Source organism: Variovorax sp. PMC12, assembly GCF_003019815.1.
Taxonomy (GTDB): Bacteria; Pseudomonadota; Gammaproteobacteria; order Burkholderiales; family Burkholderiaceae_C; genus Variovorax.
Map to the genome: position 1 here is coordinate 944,897 of NZ_CP027773.1, position 25,201 is coordinate 970,097.

General features: G+C 69.4%; 19 protein-coding genes. 6 read left to right on the forward strand and 13 right to left on the reverse strand.

Annotated elements, in window-relative coordinates:
• Window position 1: 1 nt before the first annotated feature.
• Window positions 2–397 carry a DoxX family protein gene (locus C4F17_RS04390; RefSeq protein ID WP_081269413.1) on the reverse strand — a complete coding sequence of 132 codons (396 nt, stop codon included), beginning with the start codon at window positions 395–397 and terminating at the stop codon, window positions 2–4.
• Window positions 398–547: 150 nt separating this feature from the next.
• Between C4F17_RS04390 and C4F17_RS04395 the strand changes: the two genes are divergently transcribed.
• The 4 genes from C4F17_RS04395 to C4F17_RS04410 all read left to right on the forward strand — a co-directional run bounded on the left by C4F17_RS04395 (window position 548) and on the right by C4F17_RS04410 (window position 5,266).
• Entirely contained in the window at window positions 548–1,582 is a 1,035-nt protein-coding gene (locus C4F17_RS04395; protein WP_081269414.1) for an amino acid ABC transporter substrate-binding protein, read from the forward strand.
• Entirely contained in the window at window positions 1,579–2,577 is a 999-nt protein-coding gene (locus C4F17_RS04400; RefSeq protein WP_106934403.1) for an amino acid ABC transporter permease, read from the forward strand. The genes C4F17_RS04395 and C4F17_RS04400 overlap by 4 nt, the downstream gene beginning before the upstream one ends.
• Window positions 2,574–3,629 carry an amino acid ABC transporter permease gene (locus C4F17_RS04405; protein ID WP_106934404.1) on the forward strand — a complete coding sequence of 352 codons (1,056 nt, stop codon included), beginning with the start codon at window positions 2,574–2,576 and terminating at the stop codon, window positions 3,627–3,629. The genes C4F17_RS04400 and C4F17_RS04405 overlap by 4 nt, the downstream gene beginning before the upstream one ends.
• 272 nt (window positions 3,630–3,901) lie before the next feature.
• Entirely contained in the window at window positions 3,902–5,266 is a 1,365-nt protein-coding gene (locus C4F17_RS04410) for a homoserine dehydrogenase (RefSeq protein WP_106937435.1), read from the forward strand.
• A 9-nt stretch (window positions 5,267–5,275) separates the two neighbouring features.
• Here the strand turns inward: C4F17_RS04410 and C4F17_RS04415 are convergent, their stop codons facing one another.
• Genes C4F17_RS04415 through C4F17_RS04425 form a run of 3 tightly spaced genes read right to left on the reverse strand, consistent with a single transcriptional unit; the run spans window position 5,276 to window position 8,008 of the window.
• Window positions 5,276–5,674 carry a PPC domain-containing DNA-binding protein gene (locus tag C4F17_RS04415; RefSeq protein ID WP_106934405.1) on the reverse strand — a complete coding sequence of 133 codons (399 nt, stop codon included), beginning with the start codon at window positions 5,672–5,674 and terminating at the stop codon, window positions 5,276–5,278.
• Window positions 5,675–5,678: 4 nt separating this feature from the next.
• Window positions 5,679–7,334, reverse strand: coding sequence for a phosphoglucomutase (alpha-D-glucose-1,6-bisphosphate-dependent) (pgm, locus tag C4F17_RS04420; RefSeq protein ID WP_106934406.1), 1,656 nt, complete (start codon window positions 7,332–7,334; stop codon window positions 5,679–5,681).
• Window positions 7,331–8,008 carry an HAD family hydrolase gene (locus C4F17_RS04425; protein ID WP_106934407.1) on the reverse strand — a complete coding sequence of 226 codons (678 nt, stop codon included), beginning with the start codon at window positions 8,006–8,008 and terminating at the stop codon, window positions 7,331–7,333. Before C4F17_RS04425 ends, pgm begins: the two co-directional genes overlap by 4 nt.
• 174 nt (window positions 8,009–8,182) lie before the next feature.
• On the opposite strand from C4F17_RS04425, the gene C4F17_RS04430 reads away from it, so the two are divergent.
• Window positions 8,183–8,512 carry a hypothetical protein gene (locus C4F17_RS04430; RefSeq protein WP_234382554.1) on the forward strand — a complete coding sequence of 110 codons (330 nt, stop codon included), beginning with the start codon at window positions 8,183–8,185 and terminating at the stop codon, window positions 8,510–8,512.
• 222 nt (window positions 8,513–8,734) lie between these two features.
• Entirely contained in the window at window positions 8,735–10,027 is a 1,293-nt protein-coding gene (locus C4F17_RS04435; protein ID WP_234382557.1) for a putative bifunctional diguanylate cyclase/phosphodiesterase, read from the forward strand.
• A gap of 19 nt (window positions 10,028–10,046) precedes the next feature.
• Here C4F17_RS04435 and C4F17_RS04440 read toward each other — a convergent pair whose 3' ends face one another.
• From C4F17_RS04440 to C4F17_RS04480, 9 genes are all read right to left on the reverse strand, one after another.
• Window positions 10,047–14,375 (reverse strand): cellulose synthase subunit BcsC-related outer membrane protein, encoded by a 4,329-nt coding sequence (locus tag C4F17_RS04440; protein WP_106934409.1) that lies wholly within the window; start codon window positions 14,373–14,375, stop codon window positions 10,047–10,049.
• Window positions 14,351–15,613, reverse strand: coding sequence for a cellulose synthase complex periplasmic endoglucanase BcsZ (bcsZ, locus tag C4F17_RS04445; protein WP_106934410.1), 1,263 nt, complete (start codon window positions 15,611–15,613; stop codon window positions 14,351–14,353). Before bcsZ ends, C4F17_RS04440 begins: the two co-directional genes overlap by 25 nt.
• Window positions 15,614–15,620: 7 nt before the next feature.
• Entirely contained in the window at window positions 15,621–17,945 is a 2,325-nt protein-coding gene (gene bcsB / locus C4F17_RS04450; RefSeq protein ID WP_234382560.1) for a cellulose biosynthesis cyclic di-GMP-binding regulatory protein BcsB, read from the reverse strand.
• Window positions 17,942–20,101 (reverse strand): UDP-forming cellulose synthase catalytic subunit, encoded by a 2,160-nt coding sequence (bcsA, locus tag C4F17_RS04455; protein ID WP_106934412.1) that lies wholly within the window; start codon window positions 20,099–20,101, stop codon window positions 17,942–17,944. Before bcsA ends, bcsB begins: the two co-directional genes overlap by 4 nt.
• Window positions 20,098–20,895, reverse strand: coding sequence for a cellulose biosynthesis protein BcsQ (gene bcsQ, locus C4F17_RS04460; protein ID WP_106934413.1), 798 nt, complete (start codon window positions 20,893–20,895; stop codon window positions 20,098–20,100). Before bcsQ ends, bcsA begins: the two co-directional genes overlap by 4 nt.
• A gap of 2 nt (window positions 20,896–20,897) precedes the next feature.
• Entirely contained in the window at window positions 20,898–21,401 is a 504-nt protein-coding gene (gene bcsR, locus C4F17_RS04465; RefSeq protein ID WP_106934414.1) for a BcsR/BcsP family cellulose biosynthesis protein, read from the reverse strand.
• A complete protein-coding gene (gene bcsD, locus C4F17_RS04470; protein ID WP_081269428.1) occupies window positions 21,398–21,874 on the reverse strand; it encodes a cellulose biosynthesis protein BcsD in 477 nt (158 codons plus the stop codon). Before bcsD ends, bcsR begins: the two co-directional genes overlap by 4 nt.
• A 203-nt stretch (window positions 21,875–22,077) precedes the next feature.
• On the reverse strand, window positions 22,078–24,150 hold the full coding sequence (locus tag C4F17_RS04475) for a sensor domain-containing diguanylate cyclase (protein ID WP_106934415.1): 2,073 nt from the start codon (window positions 24,148–24,150) through the stop codon (window positions 22,078–22,080).
• A complete protein-coding gene (locus C4F17_RS04480; RefSeq protein ID WP_106934416.1) occupies window positions 24,151–25,188 on the reverse strand; it encodes a GGDEF domain-containing protein in 1,038 nt (345 codons plus the stop codon).
• Window positions 25,189–25,201: the final 13 nt, after the last annotated feature.

The following is a 25,201-nucleotide window of genomic DNA, read 5'->3' on the forward strand; positions in this document are numbered from 1 at the left end:
CCTAGTTGTACTTGCTGCTCAGGGCGAAACGGCCGCCGCCCATGAAGGCGACGGCGAGCGCCGCAAACAGGAACATGCCCTGCAGTTCCAGCGCCCAGCCGCCTTGCTTGCCGAGCGAGGTCAGGTCCTTCATGTGGACCAGCGCAAAGGCCACCAGCATGTTGATGGCCACGATCCAGGCGGCAGGGCGCGTGTACAGGCCGATGATCAGCAGCACCGGCGCCACCACTTCACCGATGTAGACCAGGTAGGCCAGCGCGCCGGGAAGCCCGTGCTGGGCCAGCATGCCCGAGATGAAGCCGACGCCGCCCTGCAGCTTGGCAATGCCGTGCAGCAGTATCAGGACGCCAAGCGAAACGCGCAGGATGAACTTGCCGGTATCGTCGGATTTGACCATTTGAGTAGGTTCCAGATGAAGTGATTCGAGGGCCGTATGGTAGTGAACCTGCGTCGCTTCCGGACACATATGGATCCAACCTGGAGTTCTTTGGCAGAGTCCGGCGACGCCCCGTACACTGCCTTTTGCTTACTGTTGAGGAGAACACCAATGAACAATCGATTCCGCCCGGCGCTGCTTGCCGCCGCCTCCGTCATCGCTTTCGCGGCCGCCGCCCCGGCCTTCGCAGGCAAGACGCTCGACGCGGTCAAGCAGCGCGGCACCGTCAAGTGCGGCGTGACCAACGGCGTGGCCGGCTTTTCGGCACCGGACACGCAGGGCAACTGGTCGGGCCTGGACGTGGACACCTGCCGCGCCATCGCCGCGGCCGTGCTCGGCGACGGCAAGAAGGTCGACTTCGTGCCGCTCAATTCGCAGCAGCGCTTCTCGGCCCTGCAGGCCGGCGAGATCGACATCCTCGCGCGCAACACGACCTGGACGCTCACGCGCGACGCCTCGCTGGGCTTCAACTTCACCACCATCACCTACTACGACGGCCAGGGCTTCCTGGTGCCGAAGAAGCTCAAGGTGACGAGCGCCAAGCAGCTCAAGAACGCAACCATCTGCACCCAGTCGGGCACCACCAACGAGAAGAACGTGTCGGACTACTTCCGCGCGCAGGGCATCCCGGTCAAGACGGTGGTGTTCGAGAGCTTCGAGGCCTCGTTCAAGGCCTTCTTCTCCGGCCGCTGCCAGGCCTTCACGACCGACGCCTCGGCGCTGGCCGGACTGCGCAACAAGGAAGCGCCAAACCCCGACGACTACATCATCCTGCCCGAGCTGATCTCCAAGGAACCGCTGGCGCCGCTGGTGCGCCGCGGCGACGACGAGTGGTTCGCCATCGCCAAGTGGGTGCCCAACGCGCTCATCGAAGCCGAGGAGGCCGGTGTCACCCAGGCCAATGCCGACGAGCTCAAGGCCAACAGCAAGGACCCGGCGCAGCAGCGCCTGGTCGGCACCGGTGAAGACCTCGGCAAGCTGCTGGGCCTGGACAAGGACTGGTCGTTCCGCGCCATCAAGGCCGTGGGCAATTACGGCGAGATGTTCGAGCGCAACGTCGGGCCGAAGTCGGTGCTGAAGCTGCCGCGCGGCTCCAACAACCTCTGGAGCAAGGGCGGCCTGATCTACGCACCTCCGGTTCGATGAAGGGCGGGACGTCGCGCCGCGGCGTCTGGCTGGCCTGGGCGGTGCAGGCTGCGCTGGTGCTGGCCGTGGCGGCCGGTGCCGTCTGGGTGGTGCACCACGCGCTCGAGGTGCTCCGCGCGCGCGGCGTTCGTTCGGGCTTCGACTTCCTGACCGAGCCCGCGGGCTTTTCCATCAGCGAGGGCTGGCTCCACTTCGACGCGAGCCAGCCGTTCTGGCGCGCCTTTCTCGCGGGGCTGATCAACACGGTGCGCGCGGCAGTGCCGGCGGCCATCTTTTCGGTGGTGCTCGGCACGCTGATCGGCATCGGCCGGCTCGCGCCGCATGTGCTGCTGCGCGGCATCTGCACCGCGTACGTGGAGCTGCTGCGCAACGTGCCGCTGCTGGTGCAGCTGCTGATGCTGGCCTTCGCAATGGCGAACCTGCTGCCCGACCCGACCGAGCCAGTGCATCTGCTGCCCGGCGTGTGGCTCAGCAAGGGCGGGCTCAGCGTGCCCTGGCCCGTGGCGGCCGAAGGCGGCTGGTGGCCGACGCATTTCGAATGGCCGGAGCGCGGCGACTTCGGCGTGAGCGGCGGTGCCGCGCTGAGCCCGGAATACGTGACCATCGTCGCCGGGCTGACCTTCTATTCGGCCGCCTTCGTGGCGGAAATCGTGCGTGCCGGCATCCTCTCGGTTCCGCAGGGGCAGGTGTTGGCGGGGCAGGCGCTGGGCCTGTCTTCCGGGCAGCAACTGCGCATCGTGATCCTGCCGCAGGCGCTGCGGGTGATCGTGCCTTCGCTGACCAACCAGTTGCTGAGCCTGACCAAGAACTCGTCGCTCGCGGTGGCCGTGGGTTATCCGGAGCTGGTGTCGGTGGCCAACACCACCATCGGCTCGAACGGCCGGGCCTTCGAGTGCATCGCGATCATCATGGCGGTCTACCTGCTGCTGTCGCTGCTGATTTCCTTCGGCATGAACCGCTACAACGCGCGCGTCGCATTGCGAGGCTGGCGATGAGGAACGCCGCGCAGGGGCCCATCGCGTGGCGCAGCGAACTCTGGGGTTCGCCGCTGCGTGCGCTGGCGACGGTGCTGCTGCTCGCGCTGCTGGGGTGGGGCGGCTTCCATGTCGTCGAATGGGGCATCGTGCATGCGGTGTTCCGGCCCGACGCCGAAGCCTGCCGCGCCGTGCAGCATGGCGCCTGCTGGGGCGTGGTGGCCGAGAAGTGGCGGCCGATGCTGTTCGGGCGCTTTACGTATGAAGAGCAATGGCGCCCGGCGATCGCGGTGGTCGTGCTGTCGGCGGTGACCGTGCTCAGTGCCTGGCCGCGCAGCTGGCGCTGGTGGCTGGCGCCGCTGTGGCTGGTCGCGCTGCTGCTCTTCGTGCTGCTCATGCGGGGCGGCGTGCTGGGGCTCAGCGGCGTACCGACCAGCCGCTGGGGCGGGCTGCCGCTGACCATCGGGCTGGCGGTGGTCGGGCTGGCGCTGGCATTTCCGCTTGCGCTGCTGCTGGCGTTGGGTCGCCGTTCGGGCTGGCCGGTGGTGCGCACGCTGAGCGCGAGCTACATCGAACTGGTGCGCGGCGTGCCGCTGATCTCGGTGCTGTTCATGGCGTCGTTCCTGCTGCCGCTGTTGTGGCCGGCCGGCTGGCAGCCCGACGTGCTGGTGCGCGTGCTCGCGGGCCTTACGCTGTTCGTTGCGGCGTATCTGGCCGAGATCATCCGTGGCGGCCTGCAGGCGGTGCCGCGCGGGCAGACCGAAGTGGCGATGGCGCTGGGCTTCGGGCGCTGGCCGGTGCAGCGCGACATCGTGCTGCCGCAGGCGCTGCGGCTGGTGGTGCCGGCGCTGACCAACAGCGTGGTCGGCACACTGAAAGACACCTCGCTGGTCACCGTGGTCGGGCTGTTCGAGCTGACCGGGGCGCTGGGCCTGGCGCTGGGCGGCGACCCCACCTGGCGGCCTTTCTACCTCGAGGGCTACCTGTTCATTGCGGCCGTGTACTGGGTGCTTTGCTTCGGGCTCTCGCGCTACAGCGTGTGGCTCGAAAAGCGCCTGTCGGCCGCTTCCTGAGCCGGGCGCCGTCGGGCTGCGGTACACTCCGGCCCTTCATGCCGAGCCATAACTTCATCCCCGCATCCAGCGCAGCCCTGATGGCTCGCATGATGCCGCCTGCCTCCGCGCAGGCGATGGTTGTTGCTCGAATGATTACCACCATTACCACCGCGGCCACCTGAGCACGCGCAGGTGGCCGTTCCGGCAGCCACCTGGTGTATCGCTCTCTCCCCCGAACGAATGAACCCAGCTCTGGCAGCTGGGTTTTGTTTTTTCGTCTGGAGATGTCCATGTACCGCGATCCCGTTGAATCCCTCGAGCCCCTGCACGAGAGCCGCCCGGCCGTCACCCATACCCTGCGCGTGGGGATGATCGGCATCGGCACCGTGGGCTCGGGCACCTTCCGGGTGCTGGCCCGCAACCAGGCGGAGATCGCTGCCCGCGCCGGCCGGGCGATCGAGCTGGTGATCGTCGCGGCGCGCAATCTCGATCGCGCCGCGGGCATCGTGGGAGGGAGCGTTCCCCTCACGGCCGACCCGATGCAGGTCGCCACGCATCCTGAAGTCGACGTGGTCGTCGAAGTGGCCGGCGGCACCGGTCCGGCGCTCGAATGGGTGCTGGCCGCCATCGCACACGGCAAGCACGTGGTCACCGCCAACAAGGCGCTGCTGGCGGTGCACGGCGCCCGCATCTTCGCGGCCGCGCGCGAGCAGGGCGTGGTGGTGGCCTACGAAGGCGCGGTGGCCGTGAGCATCCCGATCGTCAAGGCGCTGCGCGAGGGACTGGCGGCCAATCGCATCGAGTGGGTGGCGGGCATCATCAACGGCACCACCAACTTCATCCTGAGCAAGATGCGCGACGAGGGCCTGGACTTTGCCGCCGCGCTCGCGCAGGCGCAGGCGCTGGGCTATGCGGAGGCCGACCCGACCTTCGACATCGAGGGCATCGACGCCGCCCACAAGCTCACGCTGCTCGCCGCCAACGCCTTCGGCATGCCGCTGCGGTTTGCCGATGCGCAGGTCGAGGGCATCAGCGGTCTGCAGGGCATCGACGTGGCCTGCGCCGAGCAGCTCGGTTTTCGCATCAAGCTGCTGGGCATCGCGCGCCGGCGTGCCGCCGGTGTCGAGCTGCGCGTGCAGCCCGCGCTCGTTCCCGCGGACCACCTGATGGCGCAGGTGAAGGGCTCGATGAACGCCGTCATGGTCAAGAGCGACGCGGCCGGCCTCACGATGTACTACGGCGCCGGCGCGGGCTCCGAGCAGACCGCATCGGCCGTGATCGCCGACCTGGTGGACGTGGCGCGGCTCGACGGCGTCGCTGCCGCGCAGCACGTGCCGCACCTGGGCTTCCATGCGCATGCGACGAATGCCCTGCAGGTGCTGCCGCGCGCGGCCGTCGACACATTGCACTACCTGCGCGTGCCGGTGCGGGCGGCCAGCCAGATCCAGGCGGTCACGGCTTGCCTCGGCGAGCAGAAGGTGCCGGTGCGGCAGGTGGCGCTGGCAGCCGAGCGGCCTGGCCAGGGCCCGCAGGTGCTGGTGTTGACCGGACCGGTGGCGCAGGGCACCGTGGACCTCGCGGTGCATGCGCTGCAGGAGCACGCGGCCGTGGCCGGCGCGGTGACGACGCTGCGGGTGGAAGAACTCGCCGGTTGAACCCGATGTTCAGGCCTTGGCGCGTGGCGCGAGTTCGGCGTAGCCCGTCGCCGGATCGAGCGCGCGCGCGAAGTGCCATTGCGGCAGCCACGCGACCAGTATCTCGGCGGTCGTGCGCACCGTGCAGCCCGGCGCGGCATGTCCGCCGAAGACACGTCCCACGGCGTCCGCCACGCTGACGTGCAGGTGCGAGCCGTCCGGCGACAGGCTGCCCGCCAGCGTGAGGATTTCCAGGTCGCCCTCGATGCGGGTGGCATTCGCCGCGCCCGCGAAACGGATGCTCGCCCCGCGCAGGCTGCCGATGCCCGAGACCACGAACGCCGCCTCGCCGCCGCCTTGCTTCAACGCGAGATCGAGCGACGCGCGCAGGTCGTCGCCGGAGTTCAGCCGCAGCACCAGCGTCCGCACGCCCTCAGCCCCCCGACAGTGCTCCGTCGACCACCTTCTGCGCCTCTTCGAGAATGCGCGCGAGGTGCTCCGTGCCCTTGAAGCTCTCGCCGTAGATCTTGTAGATGTTCTCCGTGCCCGAAGGCCGGGCCGCGAACCAGCCGTTGGCGGTCACCACCTTCACGCCGCCGATGGCCGCGCCATTGCCGGGAGCGTGGCTGAGCACGTCGACGATCTTGTCGCCCGCCAGTTCGGTCGACTTGATCTGCGCGGGCGAGAGGCTGGACAGCCGCTTCTTCTGCTCGACCGTGGCCGCCGCATCCACGCGGTCGGACACCGGCTGGCCCAGCGCCTGCGTCAGCTCGGCATAGCGTTCGCCGGGGTCGCGCCCCGTGCGCGCGGCGATCTCGGCGGAGAGCAGGGCGGGCACCATGCCGTCCTTGTCGGTGGTCCATACCGAGCCGTCCTTGCGCAGGAATGTCGCGCCCGCGCTTTCCTCGCCGCCGAAGGCCAGCGACGCATCGACCAGCCCGTCGACGAACCACTTGAAGCCCACCGGCACCTCGTACAGCTTGCGGCCCAGCCGTGCGGCGACGCGGTCGATCATCTGGCTGCTCACCACCGTCTTGCCGACGGCGGCCTGTGCCGGCCATTGCGGGCGGTGCGTGTAGAGGTAGTCGATCATCACCGCGAGGTAGCTGTTCGGCTGCATCAAACCGGTGCTGCCGGCGACGACGCCGTGGCGGTCATGGTCGGTGTCGCAGGCAAAGGCGATGCCGAACCGGTCTTTCAGCGCGATCAGCTTGTGCATCGCGTCGGGCGAGGACGGGTCCATGCGGATGCGGCCGTCCCAGTCGAGCGACATGAAGCGGAAGGTGGGGTCGACCTCCTGGCTCAGCACGTTCAGGCGGGACAGCTTGTAGCGATCGGCGATCGCCGGCCAGTAGTGCACGCCCGCGCCGCCTAGCGGATCGACGCCCAGGTCGATGTTGACGCCGCGGATGGCGTCCATGTCGAGCACCTGCGCCAGGTCTTCGACGTAGGTGTTGAGGTAGTCGTGCCGGTGGGTGGTGTCGGCGCGCAGGGCCTGCGCGAGCGGCAGGCGCTTCACGCCTTCGAGGTTGTTCGCCAGCATCGTGTTGGCTGCGGCTTCGACGGCCGAGGTGATGTCGGTGCCGGCCGGGCCGCCGTTGGGCGGGTTGTACTTGAAGCCGCCGCTCTCCGGCGGGTTGTGCGAGGGCGTGATGACGATGCCGTCGGCGAGCCCTGCGGTGCGCCCGCGGTTGTAGACCAGGATGGCGTGCGAGACGGCCGGCGTGGGCGTGTACTCGTCGTCCTTGGAGATCATCAGCTCGACGCCGTTGGCCGCCAGCACTTCCACCGCGCTGTTGAACGCCGGCGTCGACAGCGCATGCGTGTCGATGCCCAGGAACAGCGGGCCGTCGATGCCTTTCTGCCTGCGGTAGTCGCATATCGCCTGGCTGATGGCCAGCACGTGCCATTCGTTGAACGCGTTGTCGAAGGACGAACCGCGATGGCCCGAGGTGCCGAAGGCCACGCGCTGGGCCGGCACGGACGGGTCGGGCCGGCCGGTGTAGTAGGCCGAGATCAGGCGCGGCACATTGACCAGCAGGTCGAGCGGTGCGGGCTGGCCCGCGAGGGGATTGGTGGCTTGGCTCATGTCGATGGAAAGTCGAAGTTGATCAGGTCGCCGATGCGTTCGATGGTGATGTCGGCGGGAGCGTAGGCGGCGATGGCCTGCGCATCCAGCGCATAGTGCCCCTGCCGCACGAAGACCGTCGTCAGACGGTTCCCCCAGACGGCTTTCATGGCCGAGAGAATGCGCAGCTTGTCGTCGATCATCACGTAGTGCCCGGCAGGGTGGCTTTGCGCGACGGCGTCGAGCATTTCTTCCTTGTGCACGTAGATCAGCACGCGGCCGTCGGTGGCGTCCCAAAGGCCCGAGCGCTGTACCTTGCGCGGCTGGAACACCACGTCGCCGTCGGACAGTATCACCGTGGGGCCGTGGCGGCGCAGGTGTTTCAGCGCGTCGAGCGCGCCCGGGTAGAGGCGGTCGGCGAACGGGTAGTCGATCAGGAAGCCAGACACCAGCAGCAGCCGCGAGTCGCTCATGCCGCGTCGGCTTTCTTCGGCCCTATAGCGCTGCAGCGCGCCCAGGTAGTCGACATAGCCGAGCTCGGTGCGCAGGGCCTCGAGGGCGTCCCAGTAGCGCGCGGAGCTTTCGGCGCCGAAGTTTTCCTCGAGGTGGGCGTGCAGGTCGGCGATGACGCGGTCGTTGTCGAGCAGGGTGTTGTCGACGTCGATCAGGAAAACGGTGGACGGAGGTTGTGTCATGGGATGTGCGGGCGGCGGCCGTCGATTGGCGCGTCGCATCCAGCATACGCCTGGCGGCCAAGGCCCGGCGACGGCCATGCGAATTAGTTGATGCCTTGCTGCCCGCTGGCTTAACCTCTGCCGCAGAACAGCCCGCTCCCCGATTCCCGGAGTTCCTGGAGGAAATCAATGCATATGACGAACGGCAGGTGCCTCGCCCTGGCCACCCTCGTGTTCGCGCTCGCCGGATGCCAGTCACCGCCGGCCGACAGGCCGCTGACCTCCGACGTTCCCGAGCCGCCGGGCTTCGCGCCGCCGCCCGAGACCTGCCAGGCCGCCGCCGCGCGCTTCGGCCTCGGACTGCGCGTGTCGCCGTTGCTGGTCGAGGAAATGCGCCAGCGCGCAGGTGCCCGGATGGCCCGGACCGTGCCGCCCGCCGAATCCCCCGATCCGGCCCAGGACGCCACGCGGCTCAACATCCAGGTGGAGCCGGGCGGCCGCGTGGCGGGTGCCTATTGCGGTTAGGCGCGAAGATAAAGCCCTTTTTTGCATGCACATGTGTTGTGCGCACACAGCGGCTGTCACAAATCCGCGCTCCAACGCGCCGAATAGCCAGAATTGGGAGAACAATAGCCCGCGACTTTCCGGAGCCACAGTCTTTTGTCGATCAAGCAACCTCCCGTCTCTCTGCCGTCGCATTACGACGGCTCGGCACGCCTTCCGCCAGATGAAGTGCTGCGTCCCCTGATGGACGATTGGGCACGTGCGGGCAAGCGTCTCGCGGCCGTGTGCTATCTCGACGTCGATCGCTTCGCGGAACTCAACGACCGCCTCGGCATGATTGCCGGCAATGCGGCGCTCGAAGAGGTCGCGCGCCGCATCAAGGCCCAGCTGCCGCGCGAGAGCGTCATGGCCCGGGTGGGCGGCGACGAATTCGCCGCCGTGTTCGCCGGCCTGGGCACCTCGCAATGCGCGCAGGTGCTCGAACGCATCCAGAACGCGCTGGCCGAACCCTGGACCTGGCGCGACCAGACGGCGAGCATCGACGCCAGCATCGGCGCGATGATGCTCGACAGCAACGGGCCGCCACCCGAGATCGCCTTGCGCCAGGCGCAGCACGCGGCCTTCTTCGCCAAGCGCGCGGCCGACGGCAAGGTGCACTATTTCGACGCCCCCCAGGCACGTGCCGACGAGCAGGTGGTGCGCGAGCGCCAGCGCATTCAAGAGGGGCTGCTGCAGGGCGAGTTCTTCCTGGTCTACCAGCCGAAGGTCGACATGCGCCGGGGCGAGGTCGTCGGCGTCGAGGCGCTCATCCGCTGGCAGCACCCCGAGCGCGGCCTGCTGCCGCCGATCCAGTTCGTGCCGCTCATCGAAGACGACGCGCTGGTCGAGCAGGTCGGCGACTGGGCCATCGCCACGGCCTTGTGGCAGGCGCACCAGTGGCGGCTGGCGGGCCTGCAGGTGTCGGTCAGCGTGAACGTGGCACCGCGCCACATGATGCGCTGGGACTTCGTCGACCGCCTCGCGCGCCATCTCTCGCAGTTTCCCAAGCTGGGCGCGGGCATGCTCGAACTGGAGATCCTCGAGACCACGGCGATCAGCCAGTTCGCCAACGTGGCGCTGTTCGTGGAGGCCTGCAAGGCGCTGGGCGTGGGCGTGACCATCGACGACTTCGGCACCGGCTATTCGTCGCTGACCTACCTGCGCCAGCTGCCGGTGTCGGCCGTGAAGATCGACCAGTCCTTCGTGCGCGGCATGCTCGACAACGCGCAGGACCGGGCCATCGTGCAGGGCATCCTGGCGCTGCTGCATGCGCTGGGGCTCACGGCGGTGGCCGAGGGCGTGGAAACCGTGAAGCAGGGCGAAGCGCTGCTCGCCATGGGCTGCACGCTGGCGCAGGGCTACGGCATCGCCATGCCGATGGCCGCCAAGGACATCGTGAAATGGGTCGCCGCCTACGAGAGCGCGCCCCTGTGGGGCCGCGACACGACCCCCGACGAACCGGTGCCCGCGCCGCTCGCGGAACCGCCCACGGCCTGAGCCGCGGGCTTTCTTCCTCTTACAGCAGCGGCGTGTAGGGCGAGACCATCGGGCTCAGCGAGGTTCCGCCGCCGAGGCTCGGCACGCCCAGGTTGCTGGAGCCGCCGAACACATAGCGCAGGTACATGCTGCCGGTGAACTGGCGGTAGTTCTGCGCGTTGTTGAAGCCCAGCGCGCCGCCCAGGAACATCTTCGGCGCCAGCTGGTACTCCAGCACCGCGCCGAAGTTGTAGGCCAGGCCGGTCTTCGAACTGCTCGGATAGATGCCGTTGTATGCCGAGCTGCTCAGCCCCAGCGCCAGGGCCGCGTCCGCCACGCGCTGCGCATCGGTGTTGCGCGAGGGGTCGGTGGGGAAGTAGGGCGACGATTTCTGGGTGAACGACTGCACGCCCAGCGAGGCGTTCACGCGCCACGAGAACCGGTTCGCGCGGCCGGTCCAGTCGACCGGGAAGGCCACGCTCACGAAGCTCTGCGGGCTGAAGTAGCCGCCTTGCCCGAAGGTGTAGTAGCTCAGGTTCTTCTGGTAGCCCATCAGCCCGATGTTCATGCCCAGCGTGAGCTTGGAGCTGGGGCTGTCCAGCAGGTGCAGGTATGCGCCGCCGCCGGTTTCCACGCGCGAGTTGCTCGCCACGTTCTTGCCGGTGAGGCTGTGCGCCGCCAGGTAGCTGTAGATGCCGTAGGTGCCGTCGTCGTAGCCGATGTCGCCGCGCACGCCGGTGGCAACAACGCCGCCCCAGCGTTCGCCGGTGCGCCCGTCCTTCGCGCCGGCGAAGGACAGCACGCTGTCGGTCACCGCGCGGCGGGAGATGTCGGCCTTGTAGGTCCAGGAGTCGCCGAAGCTGCCCTTGAAGGTCGCGTTGCCGACCACGTTGGTGGTCGGGAAGCCCAGCGGCGTGGTGCCGATGCCGCCCTCGAAGTTCTTGCCCTCGTAGCCCACGTTCAGGCCGACGCCCGCGGCGTTCTGCTGGCCCGGCGTGGTCTGGCTGGCGATCGAGTTGTAGAAGGCCGTGGGGCCGCCGCCGAAGCGGCTGGCGGTGGAGTAGGCGGAAGAGGGCGTGCCGGCGTCGACCACCGTGGGCGTCACGCCGACGACGATCTTGCCTTCGCCCACCGGGAAGCGCGCCTGGATCGGCAGCTGGAAATCGGAGAGCTGGCTCAGGCCCGCTTCGCCCGCGCGGCTGCGGTACACCGTGCCCGCGGTGAGGCTCACCGCGCGCTGCGCTTCCAGGTCCTGCAGCTCCGACTGCAGCGAGCTTGCCGGTGCGGGCGCCGCGCGCAGCGGCGCGTTCCAGCTCGGCTCGCTGCGCGGCAGCGGCGTGTTGGCTTGCGCATAGGCCGCGTTGGCCGACGGATAGGCGGCCGGCGGATAGCCCGGCGCGGGATAGCCGGCCTGCTGCTGCGGATAGCCGGCAGGCTGCGCCTGGGGAATGTAGACCGGCTGCCCGCCCGGCTGCGCTGCATACGCCGAAGCTTGCGGCGTGTTGTTGGCGGCCTTGCTGTTGCGCGCGGTGCGCGTGTTGGCGGCGCGGCCCTTGGTGTTCGATGTTGCGGCGGGCGCGGCGCCCCAGGGCAGCGCACCCGGTGCTGCCGCCATCGGGGCTGCCGGATAGGCGGCGGGATAGGTACCGGCGGGGTAGCCTGCCGCAGGGTAGGCGGGGTAAGCCGCATTCGCCGCGACCGGGTAGGAGACGGGCTGCGAGCGTGCCTGCGCGAAGGGATTGCCACCGGCGGCCGGATAGCCGGCCGGCACGGCCGCGCTCGGCGCGCCGCCGGTCATGCCAGCGAACGGGTTGGCGGGCGGCATCTGCGAAGGCGCGCCGCCCGCTCCCGCGAAGCCAGTCGAGGCGACCTGCCGTTCGGCTTCGACCGCGGCGCGCAGGTACTGCTCGGCCTTGCGGCTTTCGCCTGCGTTGCGGTAGACGCGACCGGCGGCGGCCAGCACGCGCGACTGGTCGGGTGCCTGCTTCAGCGCGGCCATCACGTAGTTCTCGGCCTCGCCGTGCTCGCGCTGCGCGCTGGCACTGGCGGCGGCGGCCAGCAGCGTGTCGAGGTCGGTCGGGTTGCGCTGCAGGATGCGCTGGTACAGCGCCAGCGCCTGGCCTTCGTCGCGCGCCGCCGAATACAGGCGGGCCAGCGCGGCCATCGCCTGCGGGTCGTTCGGGCGCTCGGCCAGCACCGGGGCCATCGCGTTGTAGGCGGCCTCGAGGTTGCCGGCTTCGCGCAGCGCGTCGGTCTGGCGCAGCGCAAAGGCGATGCGCAGGCTGTCGAAGTCGTTGCGCTGGCTGGCCGTCATGTTGACGCCGGCAAGCTGGCGCAGCACGGCGGACAGTTCGATGTCCTGCTTCGTCTTGAGCAGCACCGACGCATACAGCAACCGGTCGCCGATGCTCGGCGTGGGCGAGCGTGCGAGCAGCTGGCGGCTCATGGCCAGTGCGCGCGGCGCGTCGCCGATCTCGGCGTATGCGCCTGCGAGCTGGCCCCACAGTTCGGCCGGCATGTCCGCGCTCAGCGCCGATTCGGCCTGGGCGAGCACGCCGCGCGCGGCGTCGACCTGGCCTTGCCGCGCGAGTGCCTGCGCACGGGCGGCCTGCGACTGCGCCCACAGGCGGCGTTGCAGCGTCGCCATGTCGCGGGTGCGCGAGCCGGCGGGGATGCGTTCGAGGTACTGGATGCCGGCGGCCGAATCGCCGGTTTCGGAGGCGAGCAGGGCGCTGGCGTACAGCGCGTCGGGCATGTCGGGCTGCGACATCAGCAGCCCTTCCATCACGCCGCGCGCTTCGGAGACCATGCCCTGCTTGCGGTAGATGTTCGCGAGGTCGAGCCGCACCCAGGGGCTGTCGGGCGCCGCGAGCATCGCGTCTTCGAGCGTGCGCTGGGCACCGGCCGCGTCGCCGGCATCCGCCTGCTGGCGGGCGCGGTTGCGCGCCTGCTCGACCTGGATGTCGCGCAGGCCGCCCATCTGCGTGGCCTGCTCGGGCGTGAGGCGGCGCGACAGCGCCAGCGCCTCGTCGGGGCGGCCGGTCTGCCCGTACACCGAGATCAGCCCGCGCAGCGCCTGCGTGTTCTGCGGCCTGCTCTCGAGCACGCGCTTGTAGCCCTGCTCGGCCTGCGCGAAGTCGCCGGCGGCGGCGCGCAGGTCGGCCAATGCGTTCTGGCCCACGGGTTCGCGCGGGTCGATGCGCACGGCGCGTTCATACAGCGACTGCGCACCGCGCAGGTCGTTCTTGCCCTGGGCGGCGCGCGCCTGCCCGACCAGCACCCAGTAGTTGGCGCTTTGCAGCGCAGAGTTCCACTTGGTGGCGCCGCCGCGCACGGCGCGCTCCAGCAGCTCCTGCGCTTCGGCAAAGCGCTCCTGGCGCATCCGCACCAGGCCCAGGCCGCCGAGCGCCTCGGTGTCGTCGGCCTTGGTGCGAAGCGCCTGCTGGAAGCGCTGCTCGGCCGTGGCCGGGTCGCCGCGTTCCAGCGCCTTGAAGCCTTCGCCCACCGGCACGTCGGGCGCATTCGCCGCGGCGGTCCTGGCGGTGGTGAGCGTTTCAAGCCGCGCGGACACGGCGGCATCGGCCTGGTTGTTGCTCAGGTAGTCCTGGTAGAGCGGGATGTCGGGCGCGCGCGCGTCGAGCCAGATCAGCGCCTGCCGCCAGGCGGCGCGCGCGGCGGTGGCCACGGCGGGCTGCTTGGCCAGCTCGACCAGTTCGCGGATGCCCGCGCGGCGCGTCGGTTCGCTGTAGGTCTTCTGCTGCGCGAGCGCGAGCCGGTAGTTGGCGTTTTCCGGGTGGTCCTTCACCAGCTGCTCGAGGCCCTTGCGGCCTTCTTCGATGCCTTGCGGGGTGCTGGCCAGCGCCTGGTAGTACTCCAGGGCCACGGCCTCCGGTGGCGGCCGGTTGTCGAACAGGCTGCGGTACAGCTCCACCGCCTCGGCGGAGCGTCCGGCACGCGCGGCGGCGCGGGCGCGCTGCAGGGTGCCGCCCTGCTGGCCGGGCTGCTGGGCCTGCTGCTGCAGGCGCGCGACGCGGGGATCGTTGGGATGCGCGGCGCGCAGGCGGTTGGTCCAGGTGCGCACCTGCTCGGCGTTGTTGCGCGACAGCTCGACCTGCGCCATGCCGTACATCGCGTCGGCGGATTGCGGGTTGACGCTCAGCAGCTTCTTCCAGCTCTCTTCGGCCAGGTCGGCGCGGCCCTGGGCCTGCCAGTAGTTGCCTTGCTCGATGAGGGCGGCGCTGGCGTCGGCCTGCGCGAAGGCCTGGCCGCCGGTGCCCAGCGCCGCGAGCATGCCGATGCAGGCCAGCCATTGCTGGGTGCGGAAGGAGGGGGGACGCTTCGGCTTCACGCCGGTCGATTGGGACGGCATAGCGTTCTCCATGATGTTTGCAGTTGGCCATTGCGGCCGAATTCATAGCGGCCGTCGAGCCAGGCCTGGCCGAACAGCAGCAGCACCTGCTCGTAATAGGGCAGGGGCGCCGCGGCGGCCGCGCCGGAAGTCGCCGCGGCCGGCAAGGCGGCACGCCCGCCCGGTACGCGGGCAACCTGCGTGGCCAGCGCCTCGGTTTCGTCCAGCGCCTTGAGGTAGGGCAGCATCGCGCCGGCAAAGCCCAGCGGCGCCATGCCGCGCACCGCACCGGTCACGGTGTCGACGTACTCGGGCACCGGCTGCTTGTCGGCCAGCAGCAGCCGCGGGCCGCGCAGTTGCGCCAGCAGCATCTTGCGGGCCGGGTCCTTGTCGGACAGCATGCCCGCCCAGAGGTAGACGCGAATGGCGTCGTAGCTGCCGATGACGCCCTTCTGCGGGTCGGCCACGAAGGCGCGCGCATCCTGCGACCAGGCGCACCAGTCGGGCGCGAAACCCTTGGGCGTGACGCTGCCGAACATGCGCAGCGTGTTGTCGGTGACTTCGTGCCACGGCCCGCTCGGGTCGGCCTGCTGGAAATAGCGCAGCAGCTGCAGCGGCATGTAGCTCGGGTTGAGCCGCCAGAGCGGCCCGCTCGCCACCGACTTGGGCCAGGGCAGCAGCATGCGGCCGAGCCCGGGCAGCGAGATCACGTCGTCGCGCACCGCCAGCGCGAGCAGGCTGCGCCCGAGCGTGCGGTAGCGGTTGTCGTTCCAGAGGCGGCCGGCCTCCATCAGCGCATAGGCGATCCAGAGGTCGGAGTCCGACGCCGCATTCGGGTCGAGCACGCCCCAGCCGCCTTCGGGCTTGCGGCCCCATTGCCAGGCCGGCAGCTGCTTGGCGAGGCTGCCGCCGGCGAGGTTGGCCTCGGTCCAGGCCAGCACGCGGGCGAAGATTTCGCGGTCGTTGTGCACGAGCGCGAAGAACAGCGCGTAAGACTGCCCTTCGGACGTGGACTGCTGCTGCGCGGTGTTGAAGTCGATCACCCGGCCGTCGGGCTGGATGTGGCGCGCGGCGAAGGCGGCCCAGTCTGTCGCCGGATGGCAGGCAGCGGCTGTGTTCGGTGCAGGCGCCGCGGCGGGCGCGGGCGCCTGTGCACCCGCCAGCTTCGGCAGTGCAAGGGCGAGTCCGGCGGCCGCCAGCAGGTTGCGGCGGCTCGCCAGCAGGAGGGCGGGAGGGCGGAAGGTCGGCAGGCGTCGCATGGGTGGATTATTTGGCCTTGTTGACCGACAGGCGACGGCGCGCCCGGATCTGCAGGCCCGCATACGACACCGCCGCACCCAGCAGGGCCAGCACGATGACCAGCGCCGCCAGTCCCAGCGGACTGCGCGACAGATGCCACTGCAGCCAGGTCAGAGGCGGCAGGCGGCCGACGTAATACGTGTCGCCGCCCAGTACGCTGTTGACCTGCGTGTCGCGCACGATGGTCATGCTGCCCTGCACGCGCTTGAGCAGGTCGGGCGTCATCAGCGCGTTGAGCAGCGCTTCCTTCGAGTCGGCGTTGGTGATGGCGGCGATCACGCTGCGGCCGCTGCGCAGCGGCGACTCGAAGCCCGCCAGCACCGCGTCGCGGCCGTCGTCGCTCACCGCGATCTGCATGCTGCCCGGCAAGTCTTCGCGGGTGCGCGCGCCGATCACCAGGTCGATGGCGTTGTCGATCCAGCTGCGCAGCTTGAGCTCAGGCGCGTTGCCGTTGCGCTTGAGCGGCATCTTGTCGGCCCACTGCGTGAACAGCGACTGGCTCTGCAAATTGCCGATCACCAGCAGGTCCTTGTCGGCCCACTGCCCGGCCTCGGCCGAGCGGCCCACCTTCACGCGCAGCGCGGGGTAGCCGGTGGAGCGGCCGATCTGACCCAAGAGACCGAGATAGGTCTCGGTGTCGGCGTCGTTGGGCTGGTCCGGCAGGATCACGGCGGTGTCCGACAGGTCGGCCATGCGCGAGAACGGAAAGCCACCGTTGGCGTAGGCCGCGAGTTCCGGCATCGCGATGAAATGCGGGAAGCCCGACACGTCGATCTTCGAGGTCGGGTCGATCGAGCCGCGCACGTTGTCCAGCTGCGGCACGCAGCGCCCGCCCACGGGCTCGAAGTAGTAGTGCAGGCGCAGCTGGCTGCGCGGGCCCATGGCCAGCGGCGGCAGGATGACTTCCTTGTGCTCGGCCAGCGTGCCGTCGGGCATCAGCTTCACGGCCAGCGGGTTCCACCAGCGGTCGCCGGCCGGATTGGCCGAGCGCAGCGGCAGGCCGCCCACGAAGTTGTCGTTGACGTTGATGTTCAGCGTCGACTGGTCGGGCCGCACGCGCGGCGTGTAGCGGTACTGCAGGTCGAGCGGAATGCCGCGGCTGCGCCAGGTGAACAGGTCGGGCGGCAGTTGCAGGTTGACGCGGACCACGTCGGGGTTGTAGCCGGTCACCGACAGGTCGGCGGCCGTGGCCAGCTCGCCCAGTTGCAGTGCCCGGTCGCTCGGCACCCAGCGCGGCGCGTCATAGGGCTTGCGCACCGGAGGTTCCTGGAAGGCGGTGACGGCCGCCTGCGCGCCCGCGAAGGCCTTGCTGTTCAGCGCCAGCGCGGCGGCGGCGGTGCGCAGGTCGGCCGGGTTGCGGCCCATCACCAGCAGCAGCTTGCCGGAGGCGTCCTGCGGGTTGTCGACCACCGCCAGCCCCGGGCCCTGTATGGACGGCAGCGTGAGCCCCGCAATGGCCGACTCCGGCGTGACGAACACCACCGCATGGCCTGCCGGCAGCTCGCCGTGCGACACCGGGAAGGTGGCACCGCGGTAGTCCGCCAGCGCACCGAACCACGAAGACAGCACGCCCGCGGCCTCGAGCATCGGCGCCGTGTCGGCGCCGCCGAAGACGAAGGGAATGCGGGCGCGCCGCACGTCGCGGCGGTCGAAGAAGGGCTGCGGCAGGGCCGCCAGGTCGTTCGTGAGCTTGAGCGGCGAGACCGTGAGCTTCAGCGTGCTCGATGCGTCCACGCGCGCCCAGAGGCTGGTGTGCGCCGGGTCTTCGCACTCGCGCGTGTAGTGGCCGATCAGCTCGACGTTGATGCGGTTGAACTCGGTGATCAGGCGCCGGTCGATCGGGATGTCGGCCGTCTGCGGCTTGCCCGCTTCGGCATGGCTGACCGGCAGCGTGGCCACCAGCACGTCGTTGACCGTCACCTTCAGGTGCGAGAGCTCGGGAATGAGCGAGGGCGAATAAGCGTAGTTCAGCCTGAACGACGCGGCCGTCACCAACTCGTCGGCGCGCACGTTGAACGGGATGCCGACAGTGCCGCTGATGCCGCGCAGCTGGATGGCGTAGTCGATGCCGAGCTGCGTGAGGTTGAGCTCGCGCACGGCGCCTGCAACGGGCGTGGTGTTGGCGGAGGCGGCTGTTGCTGCCGTCGCGGGCGCTGCCGGCAGCAAGGGCGGCGGCACCACGGCGGGCCGGGTTTGCGCCGACGTCCCGTCGGCGAGGGACACGGCGGCAAGCGCGATCGCCAGCATGGCGCAGGGCACGACGCGACGATGCGCGAAACGGGGGGGCGTCACGTGGATTCCTTCGTTTTGACGGGGCGCAGCCTTGAAATGGCCGAACGGTAGTAATGGCTGAACATGTCTCTGAAGCCGGTGCCGCTGATGCTGATGATGTGGCCCAGCACGCGATGGATGGGCACGCGCGGGTGGTTGCCCCAGCGGGCAGCCCAGATGTCGGCGCGCGCCGTGGTGCACTGAACCAGCGCGCGCTCCTGCGCGAAGCTCATGGGCGCGAACCGCAGGCCCAGGCGCCTGCCGCTGCTGAAGCGCACCGTGGAGGCGAAGCGCGATTCCTGGTCGTTGCGGTACAGCGCCACCTCGACCGGTGTCTCCATGTCGAGCTTGAGGTCGCTGGGCAGCTCCACGCCCAGGCCGCCGCTGGAGAAGTCGAAGGTGTTGCAGCGCAGCGAGCGGCCGTCGGCAAAGTACAGCGTGGCCGGCAGGTTGAGCTCCACGCGGTGCGCGCCGCGCAGCTGGCGCGACTCGTTGGCCGCGGCCACGCAGGCGCCCAGGATCATCAGGTTGTAGATGGTCCAGGCCAGGTTCAGCCACACGGTGGCGATGTTCTGCGGATCGACCCACGTCAGGCGCCACACGCCCAGGCACACGCCCACGAAGTTGAACGCCAGCAGCACCAGGCTCGCCTTGGCGATGGTGCTGTCGAAGTACTCCTTCTGGATCAGGCCACCCTTGGCCGTCACGTTGAAGCTGCCGAGCTTGGGGTTGATGAGCGCCACCAGCGTCGGGCGGAAGATGTACCAGGCCAGCACCGCCTCGTACACCTCGTTCCAGAGCAGGTAGCGAAAGCGTCCCTGGATGCGGCTGTTGGTCAGGTTTGCGTGCAGGATGTGCGGCAGCGCGAAGGCGAAGATCATCGACGCCGACGCATGGATCACGCTCGCGCCGAAGTACAGGTACGCCAGCGGCGCCGTCAGGTAGATGAGGCGCGGCAGGCCGTACAGGAAGTGCAGCATCGCGTTCACGTAGCACAGGCGCTGGGCCCAGTGCAGCCCGCGGCCGAACAGCGGGTTGTCGATGCGGAAGATCTGCGCCATGCCGCGCGCCCAGCGAATCCGCTGGCCCACGTGGCCCGACAGGCTCTCGGTCGCCAGGCCGGCGGCCTGCGGCAGCGCCAGGTAGGCCGTGCTGTAGCCGCGGCGGTGCATCTTCAGCGCGGTGTGGGCGTCCTCGGTCACGGTCTCGACCGCGATGCCGCCCACTTCCTCGACGATGGTGCGCCGCAGGACCGCGCACGAGCCGCAGAAGAAGGTGGCATTCCACAGGTCGTTGCCGTCCTGGATCAGGCCGTAGAACAGTTCGCCTTCGTTCGGCACCGTGCCGAAGGTGTCGAGGTTGCGCTCGAAGGGGTCTGCCGAGAAGAAATAGTGAGGCAGCTGCACCATGCCCAGCTTCGGGTCGCGCCCGAACCAGCCCATGGCGATCTGCATGAACGAGCGCGTGGGGATGTGGTCGCAGTCGAAGATGGCGACGAACTCGCCGGTGGTGTTCTTCAGCGCGGCATTGATGTTGCCGGCCTTGGCGTGGCGGTTGTTGTCCCGCGTGACGTGGGTCACGCCCACGTCTTCGCAGAACACGCGGAATTCCTCGCGCCGGCCGTCGTCGAGCACGAAGATCTTGATCTTGTCGCGCGGCCAGTCGATCGACTGCGCGGCCAGCACGGTGGAGCGCACCACCGACAGCGCCTCGTTGTACGTGGGAATGAACAGGTCGATGGTGGGCCACTCGGCCGGGTCGTCCGGCAGCGGCACCGGCTTGCGCTCCAGCGGCCAGGCGGTCTGCACGTAGCCCAGCAGCAGCACCACGAAGGCGTACAGCTCGGCCATCAGCAGCCCGGTGCCCAGCACCAGGTCGACCAGGTTGTCCATGAACATGGTCTCGGTCACGCGCCAGTAGGTGTAGCGCGAGGACACGACGACCGACATGAAGATCAGCACCAGGCTCGCGAAGCGGCCCTTGATGCGGTTGGTGATCAGCGCGGCCACGAAGATGCCCACCGACAGCACGATCTGCTGCTCGAAGGTCATCGGCGTGATGATCAGCGCGGGCAGGATCGCCAGCGCGATCAGCCAGCCGGCGATGCGCACCGGCAGCAGGCGCAGGAAGGCGGGGGCCGGCCGGGGCGGCGGCGCGGACGTGGGGGCGCTGTTCATCGTGTGGATTCCATGGACCTGGGCGCCTGCCGTGCAGCGGCGATGCGCTCGAGCAGACGCTCGGCGCAGGAAGCAATGTCTTGTGTCGCCTGGCTCATGGGCGCATAGCGGTGCACCGGCACCGCGGACGCCAGCGCCTCGGGCACCGACTGGTCGAGGTGCAGCACGCCGAGCAGTTCGGGCCGCAGCCGCTGGCGCAGCATTTCGAAGACGTCGTGGTTCAGCCGCTTGCCGGGGTCGACCTGGTTGACCACGTAGGCGCTGCCGGCGTAGTCGGGGCGCGGGCGGCAGTACTTGTCGACCATGCGCTCGATGATCGGCAGCGTCGCGAACGAGCCGGCATCGGCCAGCACCGGGATCACGCAGAGATTGGCGGCGCGCAGCACCTGCTGCAGGTAGACCGTGGGGCCCGGCGGGGTGTCGAGCAGCACCAGCATGCCGTCGGGCAGCGCGAAGCGCGCCAGCGTCTCGGCCAGCCACATCGGATGGCGGGCCAGTTGTTGTTCGAAGACGATCTGCCGCTCGTCATCGACGTCGCCGAAAGGCAGCAGCATGGCGCCACCGTGCGCGGGGCGGATCGCATTCGCCCACGGCATCTGGCCGGTGGCGGCATCCACCAGCCCGGAGTCGCAGGCATGCGGGTCGCTGGCGATGTGAAAGCGCAGGGCGTTCTGCGGATCGAGATCGATGGCGAGCACCTGCTGCCCGCGGGCGGCGAGCGCGGTGCACAGATTGGCTGCGATGGTGGTCTTGCCGACTCCACCCTTGGATGAGATGACGGGGATGACGACCATCGTCACGTCGGCCTTCGCCAGCGCGACATGAGGCCCGGCTGGGCGGCGCGCGGCTGCGGCGCCGCCAGTCGTTCGAACAACTGGGAAAGCGGAGTCGGCGCGGGTTCGCTGGCGGTGGCGGGCTGATGTGCCGCCGGGGGCTGGGGCTGGTGCGCCGCCAGCAGCGGGCGCGCGAAGAGAGGCGCCGGAGCCGGAGCGGGCGCAGGAACGGGTCCAGGTGCAGCAATGGGCGCGGGCACCGGCAGCGGGCGCAGTACCGGTTCGACCCTGGGCTGCGGCGCGGCGGCGACCGGCAACGGCTGCACCGGCGCCATCAAGGGAGCGGCAGGCGTGCGTGCGGCGGGTGCGGACGGGCGCTCGATCTTCTCGCCCGTCAGCAGCGGCCAGACGCGGGGTGCTTCCTCCTCCGTTTCGGGCGGAGCGAATTCCTTGTAGTCGTGGGCATCCCCGCCGAACTTGCGGAACAGGCCGGCGATGTCTTCCGGGGTCGGATCGTCCTTGCTCATGCTTGCGCCTTCGACAGACGCAGGTCGATGCGGTGGCCGGCCTGTGCGGCGTCGGGCGGGAACGCCTGCACGCGAAGGGAGGACGGCATGCGCTGCGAATCGAACCAAGCCTGGTAGATGCCCTCGAAGAAGCCGACGCTCCAGTCCGTGGCCTCGGGGCCGAAGGCCGTGGCGATCGGGCTGCAGGCGTGGGTGATGAAGACGCAGTCGGTGTCTTCGCTCAGGGCGCTGAAACCCCAGTCGATGCTGTCCCAGCGCGCGTTGAACTGGGCTTCGAGGTCGCCGAGCGTGTTACACGGGGGAATGGGCATGGCATGCGCAAGACGTTGGCCGATGCGGAAGAAAAGCTGCCGCAGTTCCTCCGGCGGCAGGCCGGCACTCAACTCCGCGGCCATGCCACGATTGAATTCCAGCCACTGCGAACTGCATGAATTTCTCTCGTAGTACTGAATGAACGGCGTCGCTGTTTCCATGTCCGAGCATTCTCTGGGATCAATTAACGCTTGACAACAAATGTGAACTTTTCGACACACGATCGAACGTGAACTGTCTGAATTCGGGGACGGTCGGTCGAACGAACCGGAACGGCTGCACGAAACCCGTGCATCGCCACCTTCGATACGGCGCAGGGAGCTTTCCGGATTCAACCCGCGCACCCAAGCGGGGCGCCGCCCGGTCAGTCTTCGATGCTGTCCGGTGTCGACCCAGCGGCGCGCATGGAGCCGTTGCCGTTGGGCGCCTGCGGCAGGCGCGGCGGACGCCCGGCGCGCACCACGCCGCGTCCCGCCGCCTTGGCGGCATAGCAGGCGGCATCGGCCGCATCGACCCAGGCGTCGACCGAGCCTATCTCATGCGACAGGCTGGCCACGCCGATGCTGGCGCCGACATGCAGGCTGCCCGACAGCCACGGCAGCGCGATCGCCGAGATCGACGCCACGATGTCTTCCGCCACGCGCACGGCGGCCTCGTGCGTGCACTGCTCCAGCAGCAGCGCGAACTCGTCGCCGCCGATGCGTGCCGCCAGGTCGCCGGAGCGCACCCGAGACATGATGGCCGCGGCCGCCGCGCGCAGCATGGCGTCGCCCGACAGGTGGCCCCCGGTGTCGTTCACCTGCTTGAAGTGGTCCAGGTCGATGAACACCAGCGCCGCCGGCAGCGAGCCCGGCCGGCCCTCGATCAGCCGCTGCGCCTGCTGGTCGAAGCGCTGGCGGTTGGCCAGTCCGGTCAGGCCGTCATGGGCGGCAGACCATTCGAGCGCCTTGCGGGCATTGCGCTGTTCCTCGATGTTGAGCACCGTCCAGATCGAGCCGAAATCGGTGTGTTCCGGGTCCACCGGCCGGCTGCGCAGCCGTGCCCAGAAGCGCGAGCCGTCGCCGCGCTGCATGCGGGATTCGCCCACGTACGAATTGCTGCTGGCGAAAGCCTCTTTCTCGAGCGCGGCGAGGGCGGGCTGGTCTTCCTCGGGCACGACGATCAGGTCCACCGGCTTGCCCAACAGCTCGTCCTCGCGGTAGGAAAGCAGGCGGCACAGTTCGTCGCTCACCAGCTCGAAGCGCCGGTCTCGGATGAAGGCGATGCCGATGGGCGCCGCGCGCATCACCGAGCGCAGCTTGCTGAACATTTCGCCGTTCAGCCGTTCCAGCTCGGCGCGCTGCACGCCGACGCGGCGCAGCACCTGGCCGAGCTGGCCGATCTCGCCGTCGCCCGTGGGCCAGCCGTCCTCGGGGCGCATGGCGTCGTCGAACATGTGCTGGGCGCGCCGCTCCAGCTTGCTCAGCGGGCGCAGCAGCAGCCACAGGCTCAAGAAGATGCCGGCCGACAGCACCGCCACCAGCGTGAAGGCCCAGACCAGCGCCAGCCGGCGCGCGGCCTTGACAGGCGCCAGCACCTCGGCTTCCGGCCGCACGCGCCACACCACCCAGTCGGGGCCCGGCACGCCGGCGACGCTGGCGATCTCCTGGGCCTGTGGCAGCAGCAGGCCCATCGGCTCGACCGGGCTGCCCGCGGCCTGCCAGGCCTTGAAGGCCCGGGCCAGCCGGGGTTCGTCGGCAATCGATTGCAGCAGCCGCTTGCCGTCGGGGTGCGCCAGCACCCGGCCCTGCGCGTCGGTCAGGACGACCAGCGCGCCGGCATCGCCTTCCTGCGGGTCGACCAGCCCCTCGAGCAGGTCGCGGCTCGACAGGCGCAGCGTGCCGCCCAGCACGGCATAGATGCCTTTGGCGCCGCGTACCGGCTGGTTGACGGCGATGATCGGTTCGCCGGTCAGCGTGCCCAGCAATGGCTCGGACACCATCGGCCGGCCCTCGGCCAGCAGCCGGCGGAAATAGGGGCGGTCGCCGATGTTCAATTCCGGCTGCGACACGCCCTTGTCGTCGCTCATCACCCGGACATTGCCGTCGGGCGTGGCGATGTAGGTGTTGGCGAAGAAGGTGCGCATCACCGGCTTGCTCTGCAGGAACGCCTTCAGTGCCGCCGGGTCGTTGAGCAGCGGCTCGTTGAGCGCGTTGCCCACCGATTCCAGCACGCGCTGCAGCTGTATCACGTTGTGGCCCAGCAGGGCGGCGGTGCGCACCGACTCGTTCAGCTCGCGCTGGCGCTGCGATTCCAGCAGGTCGTGCTCGGTCCGCCCCACGATGATGGTCGTGATCAGGCCGATGCCGAGCACCAGCGCGAAAATCCCCCCCATCGTGATCCGGGCCTTGAGCGAACCCAGGGCCTTTTCTAGGCGTACCAGCCGGTCGGTGTTCATTCAGTCGAGCTGCGTTTCCCTGGCGGGCGCCGTGGCCCGGCGCTCGCGTTTGACGTTGTACATGGCTGTGTCCGCCTGCTTCAGCGCCTCTTCCGCGGTGGTGGCGCGCGGGTCGACCGCCACCACGCCGACGCTCGCGCCGCCGTACTCGATGGTGGTCTTGCCGTTGAGCCGCAGGTCGCCGATGGTACTTTCGCCCAGGCGGTCGGCCAGCGCGCGCGCCGCGGTGCGCGGCGATTCGTCGAAGCCCGGGCCCGCGCCGATCACCACGAACTCGTCGCCGCCGAAGCGCGCCAGCACGTCGCTGGCCCGCAGCGAAGCCGACAGCCTGCCGGCCATGGTCGACAGGAAATCGTCGCCCACGTCGTGGCCGTACTTGTCGTTGATCTTCTTGAAGCCGTCCATGTCGATGAACCCGACCAGCGTGCTGCGGCCTTCGCGCTCGCACTGGGCGAGCAGCCGGCGCAGGGCGTCGATCAGCGTTCTGCGGTTGGGCAGGCCGGTGAGGCTGTCGGTCGAGGCGTAGGCGGCCAGCTCGGCGTTGGCCCGCTTGAGCTTGACGAGGAGCATCTCGCGCTCGACCTGCTGGGCCAGCAGTTTCGCGAAGAGCCGCAGCACCGGTGCCGCATGGGGCGACAGAGGCAGCTTGTCCGCGCTGGCGCCGCACAGGGTGCCGAAGAGGCCGCCGCTGTCCGTCTTGATCGGTGTGCTCACATAGGTCTGGACGCCGAGCTGGCGGGCGGCGTCGGAGTCGCCCCAGCGGGTGGCGACGTCGTCGGCGAAGGGGCGGTCTTCTTCGAGGGCGCGGCGGCAGAGGGTGTCGGACCAGGGGACGGAAAGGCCCTCGGGGATGGTCATTTCCTTCGCGTTCCGAGCGAAAAGAATGCTCTGCAGGCCCTTTTCGAGATCGATGGTCGTGAGGTAGGTCGATTCCAGCCCCGTGACCACTTCGAGCATTTCGAGCATGGGGCGAGCCAGGTCCTCGAGCGTCTTGGCCGAGGAGACCGAGTCTGAAAGCTGTTCAATCAGTGAGTCCATAGCCCACATTTTG

What these genes read in the sequence shown, in the direction of transcription:
- C4F17_RS04390 (WP_081269413.1), bottom strand. Translation starts at nt 397, where the DNA reads ATGGTCAAATCCGACGATACCGGCAAGTTCATCCTGCGCGTTTCGCTT.
- C4F17_RS04395 (WP_081269414.1), top strand. Translation starts at nt 548, where the DNA reads ATGAACAATCGATTCCGCCCGGCGCTGCTTGCCGCCGCCTCCGTCATC.
- C4F17_RS04400 (WP_106934403.1), top strand. Translation starts at nt 1,579, where the DNA reads ATGAAGGGCGGGACGTCGCGCCGCGGCGTCTGGCTGGCCTGGGCGGTG.
- C4F17_RS04405 (WP_106934404.1), top strand. Translation starts at nt 2,574, where the DNA reads ATGAGGAACGCCGCGCAGGGGCCCATCGCGTGGCGCAGCGAACTCTGG.
- C4F17_RS04410 (WP_106937435.1), top strand. Translation starts at nt 3,902, where the DNA reads ATGTACCGCGATCCCGTTGAATCCCTCGAGCCCCTGCACGAGAGCCGC.
- pgm (WP_106934406.1), bottom strand. Translation starts at nt 7,334, where the DNA reads ATGAGCCAAGCCACCAATCCCCTCGCGGGCCAGCCCGCACCGCTCGAC.
- C4F17_RS04425 (WP_106934407.1), bottom strand. Translation starts at nt 8,008, where the DNA reads ATGACACAACCTCCGTCCACCGTTTTCCTGATCGACGTCGACAACACC.
- C4F17_RS04430 (WP_234382554.1), top strand. Translation starts at nt 8,183, where the DNA reads ATGACGAACGGCAGGTGCCTCGCCCTGGCCACCCTCGTGTTCGCGCTC.
- C4F17_RS04435 (WP_234382557.1), top strand. Translation starts at nt 8,735, where the DNA reads ATGGACGATTGGGCACGTGCGGGCAAGCGTCTCGCGGCCGTGTGCTAT.
- C4F17_RS04440 (WP_106934409.1), bottom strand. Translation starts at nt 14,375, where the DNA reads ATGCCGTCCCAATCGACCGGCGTGAAGCCGAAGCGTCCCCCCTCCTTC.
- bcsZ (WP_106934410.1), bottom strand. Translation starts at nt 15,613, where the DNA reads ATGCGACGCCTGCCGACCTTCCGCCCTCCCGCCCTCCTGCTGGCGAGC.
- bcsA (WP_106934412.1), bottom strand. Translation starts at nt 20,101, where the DNA reads ATGAACAGCGCCCCCACGTCCGCGCCGCCGCCCCGGCCGGCCCCCGCC.
- bcsQ (WP_106934413.1), bottom strand. Translation starts at nt 20,895, where the DNA reads ATGGTCGTCATCCCCGTCATCTCATCCAAGGGTGGAGTCGGCAAGACC.
- bcsR (WP_106934414.1), bottom strand. Translation starts at nt 21,401, where the DNA reads ATGAGCAAGGACGATCCGACCCCGGAAGACATCGCCGGCCTGTTCCGC.
- bcsD (WP_081269428.1), bottom strand. Translation starts at nt 21,874, where the DNA reads ATGGAAACAGCGACGCCGTTCATTCAGTACTACGAGAGAAATTCATGC.
- C4F17_RS04475 (WP_106934415.1), bottom strand. Translation starts at nt 24,150, where the DNA reads ATGAACACCGACCGGCTGGTACGCCTAGAAAAGGCCCTGGGTTCGCTC.
- C4F17_RS04480 (WP_106934416.1), bottom strand. Translation starts at nt 25,188, where the DNA reads ATGGACTCACTGATTGAACAGCTTTCAGACTCGGTCTCCTCGGCCAAG.